Source organism: Gordonia sp. YY1 (assembly GCF_009872315.1).
Classification (GTDB): Bacteria; Actinomycetota; Actinomycetes; order Mycobacteriales; family Mycobacteriaceae; genus Gordonia; species Gordonia amicalis.
The window spans coordinates 18,173-33,667 of record NZ_WXYI01000004.1; the positions used below are offsets into that span (position 1 = coordinate 18,173).

At 66.0% G+C, this 15,495-nt stretch carries 15 protein-coding genes; 5 read left to right on the forward strand and 10 right to left on the reverse strand.

The features are described from left to right. Positions 1–5 precede the first annotated feature (5 nt). Genes BPODLACK_RS07180 through BPODLACK_RS07190 form a run of 3 tightly spaced genes read right to left on the reverse strand, consistent with a single transcriptional unit; the run spans position 6 to position 4,782 of the window. Positions 6–731 carry an ABC transporter ATP-binding protein gene (locus BPODLACK_RS07180; protein WP_096274051.1) on the reverse strand — a complete coding sequence of 242 codons (726 nt, stop codon included), beginning with the start codon at positions 729–731 and terminating at the stop codon, positions 6–8. After that, positions 728–3,493, reverse strand: coding sequence for a branched-chain amino acid ABC transporter permease/ATP-binding protein (locus BPODLACK_RS07185; protein ID WP_024499290.1), 2,766 nt, complete (start codon positions 3,491–3,493; stop codon positions 728–730). Before BPODLACK_RS07185 ends, BPODLACK_RS07180 begins: the two co-directional genes overlap by 4 nt. A gap of 47 nt (positions 3,494–3,540) precedes the next feature. Continuing rightward, on the reverse strand, positions 3,541–4,782 hold the full coding sequence (locus BPODLACK_RS07190) for an ABC transporter substrate-binding protein (protein WP_024499289.1): 1,242 nt from the start codon (positions 4,780–4,782) through the stop codon (positions 3,541–3,543). A gap of 192 nt (positions 4,783–4,974) precedes the next feature. Here BPODLACK_RS07190 and BPODLACK_RS07195 point away from each other — a divergent pair, with 192 nt between their 5' ends. Continuing rightward, entirely contained in the window at positions 4,975–5,193 is a 219-nt protein-coding gene (locus BPODLACK_RS07195) for a hypothetical protein (protein ID WP_024499288.1), read from the forward strand. 81 nt (positions 5,194–5,274) lie between these two features. Here the strand turns inward: BPODLACK_RS07195 and BPODLACK_RS07200 are convergent, their stop codons facing one another. Both BPODLACK_RS07200 and BPODLACK_RS07205 read right to left on the reverse strand, forming a co-directional pair. After that, positions 5,275–6,087: a hypothetical protein gene (locus BPODLACK_RS07200; RefSeq protein ID WP_024499287.1), complete on the reverse strand. Its 813-nt coding sequence runs from the start codon at positions 6,085–6,087 to the stop codon at positions 5,275–5,277. A gap of 150 nt (positions 6,088–6,237) precedes the next feature. Beyond that, entirely contained in the window at positions 6,238–6,783 is a 546-nt protein-coding gene (locus BPODLACK_RS07205; RefSeq protein WP_024499286.1) for a YceI family protein, read from the reverse strand. Between the two features lie 66 nt (positions 6,784–6,849). On the opposite strand from BPODLACK_RS07205, the gene BPODLACK_RS07210 reads away from it, so the two are divergent. Continuing rightward, positions 6,850–7,650 (forward strand): crotonase/enoyl-CoA hydratase family protein, encoded by an 801-nt coding sequence (locus tag BPODLACK_RS07210; RefSeq protein WP_024499285.1) that lies wholly within the window; start codon positions 6,850–6,852, stop codon positions 7,648–7,650. Positions 7,651–7,693: 43 nt separating this feature from the next. Here the strand turns inward: BPODLACK_RS07210 and BPODLACK_RS07215 are convergent, their stop codons facing one another. Next, positions 7,694–9,271, reverse strand: coding sequence for an FMN-binding glutamate synthase family protein (locus BPODLACK_RS07215; RefSeq protein ID WP_024499284.1), 1,578 nt, complete (start codon positions 9,269–9,271; stop codon positions 7,694–7,696). 214 nt (positions 9,272–9,485) lie between these two features. Between BPODLACK_RS07215 and BPODLACK_RS07220 the strand changes: the two genes are divergently transcribed. After that, positions 9,486–9,890, forward strand: coding sequence for a VOC family protein (locus BPODLACK_RS07220; protein WP_024499283.1), 405 nt, complete (start codon positions 9,486–9,488; stop codon positions 9,888–9,890). Positions 9,891–9,895: 5 nt separating this feature from the next. Here the strand turns inward: BPODLACK_RS07220 and BPODLACK_RS07225 are convergent, their stop codons facing one another. Together BPODLACK_RS07225 and BPODLACK_RS07230 are read right to left on the reverse strand one after the other, a co-directional pair. Further along, complete coding sequence (locus tag BPODLACK_RS07225; protein WP_024499282.1) at positions 9,896–10,651, reverse strand: DUF6319 family protein; 756 nt, start codon at positions 10,649–10,651, stop codon at positions 9,896–9,898. Positions 10,652–10,766: 115 nt separating this feature from the next. Next, the gene (locus BPODLACK_RS07230) at positions 10,767–11,609 is read right to left on the reverse strand and encodes an SDR family oxidoreductase (RefSeq protein WP_024499281.1); all 843 of its coding nucleotides are present in this window, start codon (positions 11,607–11,609) and stop codon (positions 10,767–10,769) included. Between the two features lie 175 nt (positions 11,610–11,784). On the opposite strand from BPODLACK_RS07230, the gene BPODLACK_RS07235 reads away from it, so the two are divergent. Both BPODLACK_RS07235 and BPODLACK_RS07240 read left to right on the forward strand, forming a co-directional pair. Then, positions 11,785–11,988, forward strand: coding sequence for a zinc-ribbon domain-containing protein (locus BPODLACK_RS07235; protein WP_024499280.1), 204 nt, complete (start codon positions 11,785–11,787; stop codon positions 11,986–11,988). Positions 11,989–12,068: 80 nt separating this feature from the next. Further along, the gene (locus BPODLACK_RS07240) at positions 12,069–12,578 is read left to right on the forward strand and encodes a MarR family winged helix-turn-helix transcriptional regulator (protein ID WP_024499279.1); all 510 of its coding nucleotides are present in this window, start codon (positions 12,069–12,071) and stop codon (positions 12,576–12,578) included. A 25-nt stretch (positions 12,579–12,603) separates the two neighbouring features. Here the strand turns inward: BPODLACK_RS07240 and BPODLACK_RS07245 are convergent, their stop codons facing one another. After that, entirely contained in the window at positions 12,604–13,629 is a 1,026-nt protein-coding gene (locus tag BPODLACK_RS07245; RefSeq protein ID WP_024499278.1) for an SDR family oxidoreductase, read from the reverse strand. 23 nt (positions 13,630–13,652) lie between these two features. Further along, positions 13,653–15,410, reverse strand: coding sequence for a glycoside hydrolase family 15 protein (locus BPODLACK_RS07250; protein WP_024499277.1), 1,758 nt, complete (start codon positions 15,408–15,410; stop codon positions 13,653–13,655). Positions 15,411–15,495: the final 85 nt, after the last annotated feature.

The following is a 15,495-nucleotide window of genomic DNA, read 5'->3' on the forward strand; positions in this document are numbered from 1 at the left end:
TCCGCTCAGGACGTAGCGAACGCCTCCCCCATGTACGCGTTCTCGATCACCTCGGGCGTCGCGGCGAGTTCGGCGGCATCACCTCGGAGCACCTGGTTGCCGTGGCGCATGACCATGGCGGTGTCCGCGACCTCGAGGGCGAGCTGGACATGTTGCTCGACGAGGATGACCGCAGCACCGGTGCTGTCGGCGACGGCACGCACCACGGGTAGAAGACGTTCGACGATGACCGGCGCCAGACCCATGCTGAGCTCATCGATCAGCAGGACCTTGGGGTGCTGAACGAGAGCCCGCCCGATCGCGAGCATCTGTTGCTCACCTCCCGACAGCGCACCGGCCGGCACCTTGAGCCGGTCGGCCAGCTGCGGGAAGGTCTCCAGGATCGAATCGCGTTCGGCCGGCCAGGAACGTCGCGATCGGACCGAGAGCCGTAGATTCTCCTCGACGGTGAGCGAGGTGAACAACGAGCGGTCGTCGGGAACCAGGACCAGTCCGGCCTTGGCCGCCCTCCGAGCGTGTCCGGACTTCACCTGGTGTCCGTCGACGGACACCGTGCCGGCCAAGGTCGGCAGCAGGCCGGCCAGCGACATCAACACCGTGGTCTTCCCTGCCCCGTTCGGGCCGAGGAGCGCCAGCACCTCCCCCGCGCCGAGCTCGAGATCGAATCCGCGAACGCACGGCCGACCGTTGTATCCGGCGTCCAATCCGGTGCAGCTGAGTACAGGGTTCATGCCTTCAGCTCCTCACCGCTGTGGGTGGCGCCGAGATAGGCGCTGGTAACGGCCGGATCGCTACGGATCTCGTCGGGGGTTCCGATCGCGATCACCTTGCCGAGGTCGAGAACGACTATCCGGTCACAGACGGCAAGAACCAGTTCCATGTCGTGGTCGATCATCACGACGGTCACCCCCGCATCGCGGATCGCTCGGAGTCGGTGTCCGAGCCACAAGCTCTCGGTGCTGTCGAGGCCGGCGGCCGGCTCGTCGAGGAGGACCACCCGCGGTCGCCCGGCAAGTGCGCGAGCAACCGAGACGAGCTGCCGCCGTCCCTGCGAGAGTTCCTTCACCTGGCGATCGACCACCGGGACGAGGTGCAACAACTCGAAGAGCCGGTCCAACTCGTCCACCCCCAGCATCGCCGTGTCCGGGCGGTGCCGGGCGGCGGTGGTGCCGACGGCGACATTCTCACGGACCGAGAGGTCGTCGTACAGTTCGATGCCCTGGAACGTGCGACCCAGCCCGTGGCGGCTGCGTTGGAAGGGGCGCTGCCCGTCGAGGCTGTGGCCCTCCAGGTTCACACTGCCGGTCGAGTCCGCGAATCCGCTGATGGCGTCGATGAGGGTGGTCTTGCCGGCTCCGTTGGGTCCGATGAGGCCGATGATCTCGCCTTCGCGGACGTCGAACGACACGTTCTCGACGGCGGTCACGCCGCCGTAGCGGACGCCGATCTCCTTCGACGACAGGATGACCTCGCCGGGTGCGCGGGGTGCCTCGAGAGTCGGCGAATCGGTGCCGGGCGAGATGGCCAGTTCGAGTTCGGCGACGGTGTCCTTGCGGTCGAAGACCCTGGTGCGCAACCAGTTCGTCGCCTTGTGCACCTCGGAGATGATGCCCTCGGGGTTGGCGATGATGGTGATGACCAGGAGGATGCCGGTGATGACGTGGTAGTACGTGCCCAGGTTGACCGCACGGTCGAGCAGGACGAACAGGATGCCGCCGGCCCCCATGATCCCCGCGAGAACGCCGCCGGAGACACAGGTGACACCGGCCAGGTACACCAGTGCGAACATCCCGATTCCGGCGATGGCGGCATATGATTCGGGAACCACGACGGTCTGCTGATAGGCCATGAGTGAGCCGCCGATCCCGGCGATGAACGCGCCGATGGCGAACGCCACCAGCTTCGTTCGTGACACGTTCACTCCGGCCGCCGCGGCCGATCGTTCATTCGCGCGTACCGCCAGCATCGAGGCGCCCAACCGGCTGGTCCGCAGCCGCGCGACACCCAGGCCGACCAACGTCAGGACGATGAGGCACAGGACGCCGAACGCGATGTTGGGGTAGGTGTTCCCGGAACCGATGCCGAGATCCAGGCCGAACAGGGACGGATCCTTGACGGCAGCCCCGTCGATTCCTCCGTTGAACTCGTTGTTGCGGAACCAGAACGCCTCCAGGAACACCGCGAGACTGAGCGTGACGACCGCGACCGGCAGACCCCGGATGCGCAGTGCCGGGAGTCCGACGACAACACCCACCACCGTCGCCACCACGGCCGCCAGCACCGGTGCGATCGGGAACGGAACACCCCAATCGGTGGTCAGACGCGACATCATGAACGCTGCCACTCCCGCAAGGGTCAACTGCGCCAATGAGATCTGACCGGCGAACCCGGTGACCACCACCTGGGACAGGGCGATGATCGCCACCGTGAACGTGACGATGACCGCGCCCCGGACACTGCCCTCGGTGAAGATCAGGAACCCGAGTGCGACCACGACACCGGCGATGCTGGGAAGCAACAGATTTCGTGGACGAGGTGCGGCGCCCAGTGTGTTCTGGACGATGGCGCCGCGGGTGGGTAGGGGTTTGCCGCGCAGCACCAGGAAGATCAAGATCATCGCCAGGGGTATCAGCTCGGCCATCCCTGATTGCGGCATCCAGCTGACCGTTGCCTGCAGGTGTGTCATCTCCGACTGCAGGACTCCGATACCCAGCCCGGCCGCTACCGCCGGCCCGATCGCACTGAAGTTGCCGACCAGGGCAGCGGCCAGTGCCGGCACGATGAACAGCGTGTAGGACACCGGGATCAGCGGGACGATCGGGGCGATGAGGATGCCTGACAGACCCGCGATCATCGTCGACAGTGCCCAGTTGGCGTAGGCGATGCGTTCAGGTGACAGACCTGCGACGATCGCACCTTTCTCCGATTCGGCGGCCGCTCGGGTGGCCAGACCGAAGCGGGTCAGACGGAACGCCAGGATCAACAGCACCGTCAGCACGACGACCAGCGCCGCAATCCAGACGCGATCAGCCGGGACCCGGATGTCGCCGATCTCGATGATCTCGGTGGGCAGGATCGCATCCACCGACACCGGGCTGGTGCCCACCCGGGCGGCGAGCACGGCCTGGATCACCAACATCACGGCGATCGACGCCACCGCCTTTGCTGTCGCTGGTGCGGTCCGCAACATCCGGAACACGCAGAGGTACAGGAGAGCGCCCAACCCGGCGGCGATCAGTAGAGCGATCACCATGGCGGGCGCCAGTCCCAGGGGTCCCCCGAGATCAATTGTCTTGGGAAATCCCGGGATCGGGATGAGGAGTTCACCATCGCGCAAGTACGCGTACGTGTACGCGATGTAGAGCGCGATGGCCCCGGTGGCGAAGTTCACCACACCCGAACTCCGGTAGGTCATGACCAGAGCCAGCGCCAATGCTGCGTAGACAGCGCCGTTGCCGAGCCCTAGGAGCAAGAACTGGATATCTTGGGTCATCTACCGACTTCCGGTCATCGTGCGGGTGTGGTGAACGTTCGCCGTGTTCAGACGAGCTTCGGGTCGACGAGCTCGCCGTCCTTGAAGGTGACGATGATGCCTCCGCTGCCGCACACCGACGGCATGCCCGGCATCGCCTTGCCGTCGCAGGTGAACGTCAGCCCGTAGCCGGCTGGGAGCGGAACATCCTTGGTGCTCTTGATCGCCGCGGTCAGGGCGGCGGGTGAGGTGTCGGTGCCCTGCACCGACTCGGTTGCGCGGACCAGGCCGAGCATGCCCTGATAGCCGATGATCGCGAAGCCCTCGATGTCGGTGTCGGGCGCGTACTTGGCCATGATCGCCTTGTAGAGCTGGGTCTCCGGGTCATCGGAGTTGATGACCGAAGCGGTCGAGACCTTCGTGTCGTTGAGATTCTCGGCACCGACCGCCTCGACGACCGCCGGATCGGAACACGGCTGGATGGTCATCTTTTCGGCGGTTGTCGACACCGTGCTCAAGGCTTTGAACACCGATGTGCAGAGGGTGGATTCACCGATGACCACCACACCGTCAGGCTTGTCTCCCAGGCCGGCACTCACCTGCGGGGTGGCGTCCGGGGTGCCCGGCGGGATCGGCACGACCTTGAGGTTGACTCCCGCGGCCTGGAAGGCGGGTGCGCCCATCGCCTGGACGCCGGCAGTCGCTGCCGGGACGTCGATCACATAAGCCGTCACGTTCTTCATGCCCTGTTGGGCGGAGTACTTCGCCATCGAGGTCATGGCACCGGGCAGACCTGCGGTCCACATGAAGGCGCCCGGAGTGGTCAGCTCCGACGACGCCTGACCGGCCGCCGAAACGTAGGGGATCCCGGCACCGGTGATGATGGGAACCATCGAATTTCCCTGGCCGCTGCTGGTCATGAGGACTGCAGAGACCTTCGCCTCCACCATCTTGTTGGCACAGTCGCGGGCCTGGTTGGCGTCTTCGCCTTGCTTGCAGGTGACCAGTTCGATGGGCCGGCCACCGATGCCACCGAGGTTCTCGTTCGCGTACTGGACGACGGCCTCGGCCGATTCCCGGTTCTCGGGCATCGAGATGGCCTGTCCGCCTTCGTTGTTGATGAGACCGATCTTCACGGGCTCGCCACTGGCCGCATTCCCGGGGAACGAACCCTCCGGCGCGGCGACGCTCTCGGACGCGGAGCCGTCACTGCTGTCGTCGCTGCTACATGCGGCTGTCGCGCTCAGCGCCACCACCGCGATCGATGCGGCCACCATCTTGGCGACGCGCGAGCCTCTGAACGGTTTCATCGATGTCCTTTTCAGTAGGGGATAGAGACGGCGCTGCCGTCCTCGGTCACTTAGATGACTAAGTGGCATTGGGTAACTATATGGCGCCGAGTGATCTGTGTCACCGAATTCGGGTCATGGTCGATTGACCTGGTTCGGTGTCCCCGTTCCTGACGCCGAGATCGCGTATGTCCTGCGAACCCGCACCGGGGTGTGGGACCCGATCTGCGTCGGATCCGGTTCGAGCAGGCCGCCCAAGCTCCACCCGGTGCACGCATCATCGGCCCGGAGGACAACCCGCGCCGCTACCGCAGCCGACTGGCCGCCAGACAGGCACGCCGGCGGGCCGAGCGTGCCCGCAACAGTCAGGAGCGGGAAGCACTCCGCGACGCCGAACGCCGCGACCACCTGGGAAGCCGGCCACCGTTCTGAGGCGCTGTCCGATGGTGATGACGCACAGCTACGACTCTGCCGCGAGGGGAACCCGCCGCGGGTTTCGACGGATCGGCGGGATCAGAAATCGAACCCGCCGCCACCGAAATCGCCGCCACCGAAATCGCCGCCACCGAAATCGCCGCCACCGAAATCGCCGCCGGCATCGCCCCCGCCGAAGTCGTCTCCGCCGAAGTCATCCCCGCCGCCGGCGTCGCCTCCGTCGATGGCGCCCAGGTCCGAACCGTCGCCGACGCCGCTCTCGAAGCCCTGTGCGTCATACGGGACGCCCGCCATGCCGGAGAACATCGCCGAGAACAGGAACATGGACCCGACGCCCCAGGCGCCCGCCACGAGAGCCGGCCGCCACCAGGGCTCCGAATACCAACCGGCCGGGACCGGACGACCGGCGACGCGGCCACCCGGGTAGTAGTTCGGCGTCCGATCAGACGGGTTGGGTGACGCCTCGACCTTGCGTCCTTCGAAGTCGACCTGCCGGTCTTCGGTGACCCTGCCCGCACTCTGCTGACCATCGAGCTCCGGGATGGCCGGACCGGGATCGAGGTTCATCGCGACTCGAGCAGCACGGATGTAGTAAAGGCCTTCGAGGGCCGTCTGCTTGGCCAGTCGCGCCTGCGCGGGCGAGTTCGCCTGCTCGATCTGCGAACCGGCTGCGGTGTACCGCTCCCCCGCATCGGCGAGCGCCTGCTTCGACGCCGGACCATCACCGACCAACATGAACACTTGCCCGCCGAGGCGTTCGATGGCTTGCCGTGCGTCAGCCTTGGCGTCGTCGAGCGTGCGAGCGGCGTTCGCCCCGGAGCGCTGCTGTGCGATCACCACCACCCCGACGACGACCAGGACGACGACGGCGATCAGAATCAGTGCTTCCATGGTTCTCTCCAGCTCGTGCGTGTCCGACGGACTCGTCAGGCTGGAGCCCTTGCGAGGCCTCGGGCCCGGCCGACAAATCGGGCACCTTCGAGCGTACCGATCGGGAGGAGGGGCGGACCGCCGCCCAGTCGGTCCACCTCCACACCACGGTCACCGAGCGCGAGCGACGTCGACGACCACTCGAACGTCGTCGGCGACCTTCAACGTGCCCATCATCAGTGAGTACGGCTTGATCCCGAAGTCGCTCTGAGTGATCGTCGCGTCGGTGGAGATCTGCCGGCCCGCCGCGGTGTCGACGACTTCGAAGTCCAACGAAAGCGGGCGTGTTCGGCCGTGGATGGTCAACGTGCCGTCGGCTCGGTACCCGTGTGCCGTCGCGGTGAGTGCCTCGGATTCATAGGAGATCTCGGGGTACTTGTCGGCGCGCATGGACTTCAAGGCGTTCATACGGGCGAGCGACTTCTCGGCTCCGGTCATCGGGGTGAGTCCGCCCTCGCCGGCTTCTACCTGCATGGAGTCCACTGAGATCGTCGCCGCGATGCGGTTGGGTACCAAGTCTTTCAAGGTCACGACCGCGGTCCATGCACGCATCGCGATCGTCAGCCGATGGCCGGTGCGTGCCGCCGGTCCGGTGACCCCGGTGTGCACCACGACCGAGCCGTCGGATTCGCTGAACTTCCAGACCGATTCCTCCACGGCCGTAGTGTAAGCGCTCGGGTACATGCTCGTGGCCCGACGACAGGTGGAGAGGTGACGAAGATGGTGACTGCACAAAGGATCCTGCTCGATGTCGACGAGGCGGGGGTCGCGACGGTCACGCTCAACCGCGCGGAGAAGCACAATGCGCTGGACCCCGCGATGTTCGACGCGTTGCTCGAGGTGACCGGCGAACTGGCGGCTGATCGTCGCGTGCGGGCCGTCGTCGTTCACGGGGACGGAAAGAGTTTCTGTTCCGGCCTCGACATCTCGTCTCTCGGCGGCGAGGGGTTGGGCGGCTCGTTGCTGGAGCGGGACGACGCCGACCGTGGAAACCATGCGCAGCGGGTGTCTCTCGACTGGCGGCGCGTGCCGGCGCCGGTGATCGCGGTGCTACACGGCAACTGCTTCGGAGGCGGACTGCAGGTCGCTCTCGGTGCCGACATCCGCTACGCGACGCCCGACGCCCGCCTGTCCGTGATGGAGGTGAAATGGGGCCTGGTGCCGGATATGGGCATCACCCAGACGCTTCCCGGGCTTCTTGCGGCCGACGTGGCCAAGGAACTGACCTTCACGGGCCGCATCCTGTCGGGCGCCGAAGCCCACGAGGTCGGGTTGGTCACCGGAATTGCCGACGACCCTCTCGCCCGCGCCATGACGCTCGCCCATGAGATCGCCGCGAAGTCGCCACATGCCGTGCGCGCTGCAAAACGCCTTTACGACGAGACCTGGAGTGGCGTCGATCCGGCGGCGGCACTGTTGCTCGAGAGCACACTGCAGGTCGAGTTGATGCGGTCGCCGAATCAGCTCGAGGCCGTGCGCGCCGGCATGTCCGGACGGGAACCCCGCTTCGCCGACCCGGAGTGAGACCGTCATCCGACCACCGCTCCGTCGATTCGGCAGGTTCTCCTCAGCTCGCGCTCGTCGCCGAAGGTGGAGCCGAACCGCCCTGGCGTTGATCGCTCATCAGACGTGCGATCTCCGCACAGTCGGCGTCCGACGGAAGACCCATACCCGGCGAATACCCGTACACCTCGGTCATCGGTCTGGAGCTCCGCCGCCCGTCCAGGATCTCCACCGACTCGGTGGTGATGAGTCCCGGGTGGTCGACGCCGCAGGCCTGCGCGACCCTGGCCAGGTCCCGGCGTAGCGTCGTGATGTAGTTCGCTGCTCGGGGCGCCTTGTCGTCGGGCGCCAATCCCCTTGTGAGCCAGCTGTTCTGCGTGGCGACACCCGTCGGGCAGGTGTCGGTGTGGCATTTCTGGGACTGGATACACCCGACGGACAGCATCGCCTCGCGGGCGACGCTGACCATGTCGCATCCGAGTGCGAAGGCCTGGACGGCGTTGTCGGGTAGGCCGAGCTTGCCGCTCCCGATGAACGTGATCTGCTGATGAAGGTTCCGCTCGGCAAAAATCCGGTAGACCCTGCTGAACGCGAGGAAGAACGGGAGCGAGACGGTGTCGGCGAAGAGCAACGGTGCTGCACCCGTGCCGCCTTCTCCTCCGTCGATGGTGACGAAGTCGACTCCGCGGTCGGTCGTCGCCATCAGGTCGGCGATCTGATGCCACGAGTCGAGGTCTCCGACCGCGGATTTGATGCCCACCGGCAGCCCCGTTTCGGCGGCGAGAAGTTCGACCCAGTCGAGCATGCTGTCGGCGTCGGAGAATTCGGCGTGCCGTGATGGACTCACGCAATCACGTCCCGCCGTGACGCCGCGCGCCTCTGCGATCTCCGCAGTCACCTTGGGGCCGGGAAGCAACCCACCCAGATTGGGCTTGGCGCCCTGGCTGAGTTTGATCTCGAGCGCGCGTACCGGAGCTTCGGCGACGACGGCTTTCAGGCGGGCGAGGTCGAAACGACCGTCGGCGTCTCGGCAGCCGAAATAGGCGGTGCCGATCTGGAAGACCAGGTCCCCACCGTGACGGTGATAGGGCGAGATCCCGCCCTCGCCGGTGTTGTGGAGCGCGCCGGTCATGGCGGCCCCGCGATTGAGTGCCTCGATGGCGTTCCCGGACAGGGCTCCGAAGCTCATCCCGGAGATGTTGACAACCGACGTCGGACGAAACGCACCCGGTCGTCCACGTGCTGCGCCGACCACCTTCGCGCAGGGCAGAACCACCTCGTGGCCGGCCTCGGGTGCCGAAGCCGGCGCAGACGACTGGCTGAACGTCCGATGTTTGATCACCGGGAATCCGGTCGTGAACTCGACGTCGTTGTCGGTGCCGAACCCGAAGTAGTTGTTCTCTTTCTTGGACGAGGAGTAGATCCACCGGCGTTGATCGCGGGTGAACGGACGCTCTTCGTCGTTGGCGGCGACGATGTATTGACGTAACTCGGGTCCGAACGTCTCGATCCAGTAGCGCGCGTGCCCGATGAGCGGGAAGTTGCGCAGCAACGAGTGCTCGCGCTGAAACAGATCTCGAACGACAACGGCCGCCGCTGTGGTGGCGGCACCGACTACGACAGCAGACCTCTTGCGGCTCATGTGTCGAGTGTTCACCAGACGGGCCGGGTAGCGCCACGAATCACAGAGCCGGGATCCCTATTCGAGGCCGGCGATATACTGATCGACGCGTTGCGTCTCTTGATCCGCTCATCGGCGCGCTGTCCCCGACGACCTCCGGTCTCGCGCAGGTCGCCGTGGAACCGGCTGTCCCTCAACCGAAAACCCAACCTTGCAAGGTCAGGAGAAGGCGACGATGCCGAACTTTCCTGCACTCACCCACGTCGCGATCACGGTCAGCGATCTCGACGCCAGCACTGTGTGGTACCAGAAATTGTTCGACGCCCAGCCTGTTCTGGACGAAGACGAAGAGTCCGGCAATTTCCACCACACGGTCTTCGCGCTCGGCGGTGGAACACTGTTCGGCCTCCACACCCACACCACGAATTCTGGCGGTACGCATCCGTTCAGCGAACTGAACGCGGGACTGGACCATATCGCGTTCGCCTGCACGCAATCCGAACTCGAGGACTGGGTCGCACGCCTCGACGAGGCTGGAATCGAGCACAGCGGAATCAAACACGCGCACTACGGGTCGGGAATCTCTTTTCGCGACCCGGACAACATCGCGCTGGAGTTCTTCGCCCCACCAGCCGGCTGATCGCGTCAGTCGTCCGTGGACTCTCCGTCGAGATGGGCCAGAGCAGCCCGCGCGCTCTCCAACTCGCGGGTGAGCTCATCGATCCGCTCCTGAGCCGCGGCACGCGCGGACTCGATCACGCCGTCGACTGCCGCGACCGCCGTCTCGTCACCCAGTTCGCGCATCGCACGAGCCACCCGGTCTGCGGTCACCTCGGTTGCCTTGCCCTTCCTGCTGCCGTGCGAGACGGACACCGTCCACGTGCTCTCGCCCGCCGATGCCACGGTGACGCTCACCACCGACGCGGTCTTCGGGCGTCTGGGTGCCTTGGGCGGGACGGGTCTCGGCTTCACCGTGTCCGTTTCCGGTTCAGTGCGCGATGAGTGTTCGGCGCGCACCGCAGGTGCCTGGGGTGACTCCGCCTTCGGTTTCTGCGCAACGGGTTTCGGCGCCTGTACGGGTTTCGGTGGCTGCCCGGGATTAGGCGCCGGTGTCGCCCTGGCAGCTCGCTGACGCGCAGAGGAAGCAGAGGTCGCCGCTCGGGTCTTCTGCAACTCGTCGGCCTCGAACGGTAGCTGGTCGTCGACGCCCTTGGGGCTCACCATCACCGTGGATCCGTCGATCGACACGACACGTGCCGATGCGCCCGCGTCGAGCCCCAGCGACGGCATCGGATCGCGTAGGTACACGGTGGCCCGCTTGCCTGCGGCGAGCGCCGCGGAGAGAGATTCCAGATCGTCGGGAGTCAGTCCCGGCCTTCGATGCGAACTCACACCGACCATCTTCGCACACGCGTGCGAAGAGGACACCCCCAGCCGAAGCGGACGGGTACCAGGCCCATCGAAGCGGTCGATCAACTCGTCGGCAGGTGCGCCATACGCGGGTGGAGGTCTGGACTCAGGCGCCGCGGGCCATTGCCAGCATGCCTTTGATGCCCAGTCCTGCCTTGGTGCCGCCGTCGCACAGGATGTCGGTGCCGGTGAGATAGCCCGGTTTGTCGCCGGCGCAGAAGGCCAGCAGTTCCGCGATCTCGTCCGGGCGGCCGAATCGTTTGAGTGCGGCGAACTCCAACAGTCTGGCCGACCCGCTCTTCTCCTCGAGCCGGCCCATCTCGGTGTCGAACGATCCCGGCGAGACGGACAATATGCGGGCACCTCGAGCACCGAACGCACCGGCTCGGTCCGCCGAGTAACGGATGACGAAGTTCTTGCTCAGCGAATAGGCCGAACCGGGATGCATCCTGGCCGGACCGCGGGATGCGTTCGCGATCATCTTGCGGGTGAACTCCTCGACGTCGCGCGTCGCCAGCCGGTAGGTGCGCCGCGGCACCATGACCGACGGCAGCATGTGCCCGGCGATGGACGCGACGTTGACGAGGGCGAATCCCTCGCCGGCGACGGCAAGGGACGCCTCGGTGACGTTGATGGTCCCGACGGCGTTGATCTTGATGATCTTCTCCGCCGACCCCATCTGTGGACTCACCCCGGCCGCGTGCACCACCGCGCGTACGGGCGCGGAGGCGGCGGAGGTCGCGAAGAGGGCCTCCACGGATCCGCGGTCGGTGATGTCGGCGACGACGTACCGAGCGCGGATCCCGCTCGACTCGAGATCGGCCACGGCGGAGGCCAGCGGATCCTCTCTGACGTCGGTGAGCACCACGTCGTGGTCGCGACCCATGATCCTGGCGGTGGCCAGTCCCATCCCGCCGGCGCCGCCGGTCACGATCACCGTCCTGTCCATCGGTGTTGGTCCCCTCTGTTGATATTCGGCGAGCCCAAGCCTAAGGCGTCTCGGACCATGCTGCTGGTCTCCGGGAAGCAGTTGTGGCATGGAACTTCTGAACGGCGAAGCCGCCGGTTCGGGACCAGTGGTGGTGGAAACGGTCGCCACGTCCTCCTTCTGGCACGATGGCAACGTGTTCTTCCTTTTCGGATTCGGTCGCAGGCAACAACATCTCGGTGCGGGACAGACGCGGACCTGCCCGCGATGCCACAACACCACCCAATGGGCCAGGATGCGGGAGTACAGCCAATTCACGCTCTTCTTCATCCCGGTGGCGCGCTGGGGTCGTCGGCAATTCGAGGCGTGTGGCATCTGCGGTGCCACCGTCGCGGCCTGAGCGGTCACATCGGCAACCGCCATCTATTCATGCAGCGTGCAATGCTTGATCAACAGCATGGAATGACAGAAGATGGCTCGATGGACTCCACGTCTGCCCCACCTCGGCGCCGATCGCGCAAGAAGTTCGACAAGCAGGTCGATGCGGTGATGTGGGCTTCTCGTGCACTGATCGGGATCGCCGCTGCCTCGGTCGCGGAGGTGGAGGATCGGGTCAGCATTCCTCAGCTGCGGATCCTCACATTGGTCGCCACCCGGGGTCCGCTCAGTCTCGCAGTCATCGCCGACGAACTCGACGTCGATCCCTCCAGCGCCAGTCGAAGTGTGGACAGGTTGATGAAGGCAGGCCTGCTGGACCGGCGTGATGCCCCTGAGGATCGACGCAGACTGGCGGTGACGGTGACCGCCGACGGCGCCGACCTCGTGCAGACCGTCACCGATCATCGACGTGAGGCCATCGCCGCGGTGCTCAAGAAGCTGAGTGCAACGCAGCGTGACGAACTGACCGTCGCGTTCGATGCCTTCGCCGTCGCGGCGGGAGAGCCGACCACTGACGATTCCCTGACCCTGGTGTGGCCGCTGCACCCGTGAACGCAGCCTTCGGCGTAACCGGGTATCACCTGAGGGCGCGCGATCGCCTGGCCAGTAACGCAACAGTCAGCGAGGCGACCGCGGCCGCGCCACCCGCGACCCCATGGTGACGAGACAGGACGGTCTGAGCACTCGAGTTCTTGGCGCGTCGGTCGAACACCCCGTGCGCGCCGAAGTCGCTTCCGTCCGGGCCGTCCGCCGGCTCCCAGAGGTTCGCCGGCTGGTCGGGATCGCGGGGGCGCGAGGTCTGCTGAGAGTCGAAGCCGGTACGCGCCAGGTACCGATCGAGCAGTCCGGGTGCCAGCGCATTGCCGACGAGAGTTGCCGCGGTGCTCGCACCGACCCAGTATTCACGGCGTTTCGGGTGATCCGCGGCATGGAGCACCGCACGCGCTGCCACCTCGGGTTGATAGATGGGCGGCACGGGTTGTGCATGCCGGGGCAGGCGGGAGAGAACCCACGAGAACTGCGGCGTGTTGACCGCGGGCATCTGCACCATGGTCACGTGAACGTTGCTGTGGCGGTGCAACAGTTCGCACCGGACCGATTCATGGAATCCCTGGATGGCGTGTTTTGATCCGCAATAGGCGCTCTGGAGCGGGATACCTCGATAGGCCAGAGCGGAGCCGACGTGCACGATGGTGCCGCGGTCGGCGGGCAGCATCCGTTTGAGCGCCGACATGGTGCCGTACACGAAGCCGAGATAGTTGACCTCGGTGACGCGCCGGTACTCGGCCGGACTGATCTCGGTGAACGGTGCGAATACCGAGGTGAATGCCACGTTGACCCACACGTCGATGCGACCGAACCGCTCGACGGTTGCCGCAGCGGCGGCTTCGACCGCCTCAGGGTCGGCGACGTCGGTGGGCAGGACGAGTGCCTCGCCACCTGCATCCTCGACCTCACGTGCGGCCGCTGCGAGTCCGACCTCTCCGCGTGCGATCAACGCGACCTTTGCTCGACGATGTCCGTATGCGCGCGCCACTGCGCGTCCGATGCCCGCGCTCGCGCCGGTGACGACCACGATCTGGCGGTGGGGTGGTGATGACATTGCATGTCCTTTCCGTGCGGCGCTCAGGTTGTCGAATCCCAGGGCTGGGCAAGTCGTCTCGCGGTTTCGAGTAGCAACGCGTGGACGAATGCCTGGGGTAGATTCCCGCGCAACTGTCGTTCGATCACGTCGAATTCCTCGGTGAACAATGCCGGAGGGCCGCACGCGGCACGATTCCGTTCGAACCATCGAACCGCTTGAAATGTGTTGCCCTGCTGATGATCAGCGAGTGCCATGAGAAATCCGCACAGCAGGAAGGCGCCTTCGGCTTCGGCGAGCGGGCGATCGTCGTGCCGAAATCGGTAGACATAGCCGTCGCTGCTGAGCGTGGTGCGGACCGCATCCAGTGTTCGTCGGCTCAACGGATCCGTCGCCGGGATCGCTCCCCTGATCGCCGACAGCAGTAGAGCGGCATCGACCCGGTCGTCGTCGGGGGCGCGCTGCCACCGCCCCGATGGATGAGTGCAGCGGTGACGGGCGTGATCGACGAGGGTTTCGGCGAGGTCGAGCCAGCGGTCGCACTGTGCGTGTGGTGCGAAAGGGGCCACGGCGCGTAATCCGGCAGCGCACGTCAGGGTCGAGTGTGTCCAGCGGCGAGTGTCGAGCTCCCAGATTCCGGCGTCGGGCTCTCGCCAGCGGGCTTCGATGGCAGCGGCGGCGGTTTCCACCGCGCGCCAGGATGAGGATTCGAGGCCGTCGTGGCGAGCTGCCGCTGCGAACAACAACAACGCCTCTCCGAAGGTGTCCAGTTGGAACTGATGGTTGACCCAGTTGCCGACGACCACGCTTCCGCCGGGGTAGCCCGGAAGCTCGGCTGTGCTCTGCGAGGGAACGTCGCCGCCATCCGTGGTGTACGCGGGCTTCAGCTTCGAGCCGTCGGCGAGCAACCGATCGCCGACGAAGCGAACCGATGCGTCGAGAAGTGGATGCGTGTCGTACAGGGCCGCCGCCTGACCCGCATAGCACTGGTCACGAATCCAGCAGTAGCGGTAGTCGTAATTCCGCCCTTGCTCGGCCCTCTCGGGTAACGAGGTGGTCGCGGCAGCCACCATTCCCCCACTGCTGCTTGTCAACCCGGTGAGAACGGCTGTCGCGTGTCGTGCGTCCCGGTCGGCAAGGGTGCCTTGGATCGGCGCGACGGCACCGGCCCACGCGTGTTCGGTCCGGTCCCAGAGTTCATCCGGTGTCGGCGGGATGTCGACCAGCGGACGGTCGGAGATCTCCAGGACCAGATCGTGGGTATGTCCCTGAGGTACGTCGAGATGCATCTCCATTCCGGACCGGGACCGAACCGCGGTCGTGGCCCCGCTCCAGCGCAGATGAAGAGGCCCCGCCCGCATGTGCCAGGAGTCGTCGGGGCCGCGCGATGGACTCGACCTTCGGCCCTCGTCCGGTTGCGCTCGGAGGAGTACGCGCAGCGGTGCAGGTCCGTCGAGCGCGACGATCCGGCGCAGGATCACTGCCGTGTGCCGGTCGGCAGGCATCGCGAGAGCCTCGCGGCATTCGACGATCCCCGTGTCGACCCAGCGGCTCCGCCAGATCAACGACCCGTCCTCGTAATAACCGCCCCACACGAACCGGGGCGTGTCGGGTGCGACGACGTAGATCCCGGGCCCGCCGAGCAGCGTGGAGAAAACGGGTTCGGAACCCCATAGCGGTGCGCACATCCACGCGAGATCACCGCGCGGACCGATCAGCGCTCCTCGTTCACCGTCCGCGACCAAGGCATACTCGCGGAGCACATGAGGGGCAACGTCCGCATCTGAGCTGGCCGTTCTCATTGCGTGGACCACGTTCTCCCTCTCGGAACTCCCAGGAACGACTGTGTCGGATGGCGTCTCGCCCTCTCTACCTTGCTACTCGCAA

Coding starts and splice junctions, on each gene's coding strand:
- BPODLACK_RS07180 (WP_096274051.1), bottom strand. CDS start 731: ATGAACCCTGTACTCAGCTGCACCGGATTGGACGCCGGATACAACGGT.
- BPODLACK_RS07185 (WP_024499290.1), bottom strand. CDS start 3,493: ATGACCCAAGATATCCAGTTCTTGCTCCTAGGGCTCGGCAACGGCGCT.
- BPODLACK_RS07190 (WP_024499289.1), bottom strand. CDS start 4,782: ATGAAACCGTTCAGAGGCTCGCGCGTCGCCAAGATGGTGGCCGCATCG.
- BPODLACK_RS07200 (WP_024499287.1), bottom strand. CDS start 6,087: ATGGAAGCACTGATTCTGATCGCCGTCGTCGTCCTGGTCGTCGTCGGG.
- BPODLACK_RS07215 (WP_024499284.1), bottom strand. CDS start 9,271: ATGAGCCGCAAGAGGTCTGCTGTCGTAGTCGGTGCCGCCACCACAGCG.
- BPODLACK_RS07220 (WP_024499283.1), top strand. CDS start 9,486: ATGCCGAACTTTCCTGCACTCACCCACGTCGCGATCACGGTCAGCGAT.
- BPODLACK_RS07225 (WP_024499282.1), bottom strand. CDS start 10,651: ATGGTCGGTGTGAGTTCGCATCGAAGGCCGGGACTGACTCCCGACGAT.
- BPODLACK_RS07230 (WP_024499281.1), bottom strand. CDS start 11,609: ATGGACAGGACGGTGATCGTGACCGGCGGCGCCGGCGGGATGGGACTG.
- BPODLACK_RS07240 (WP_024499279.1), top strand. CDS start 12,069: ATGGACTCCACGTCTGCCCCACCTCGGCGCCGATCGCGCAAGAAGTTC.
- BPODLACK_RS07245 (WP_024499278.1), bottom strand. CDS start 13,629: ATGTCATCACCACCCCACCGCCAGATCGTGGTCGTCACCGGCGCGAGC.
- BPODLACK_RS07250 (WP_024499277.1), bottom strand. CDS start 15,410: ATGAGAACGGCCAGCTCAGATGCGGACGTTGCCCCTCATGTGCTCCGC.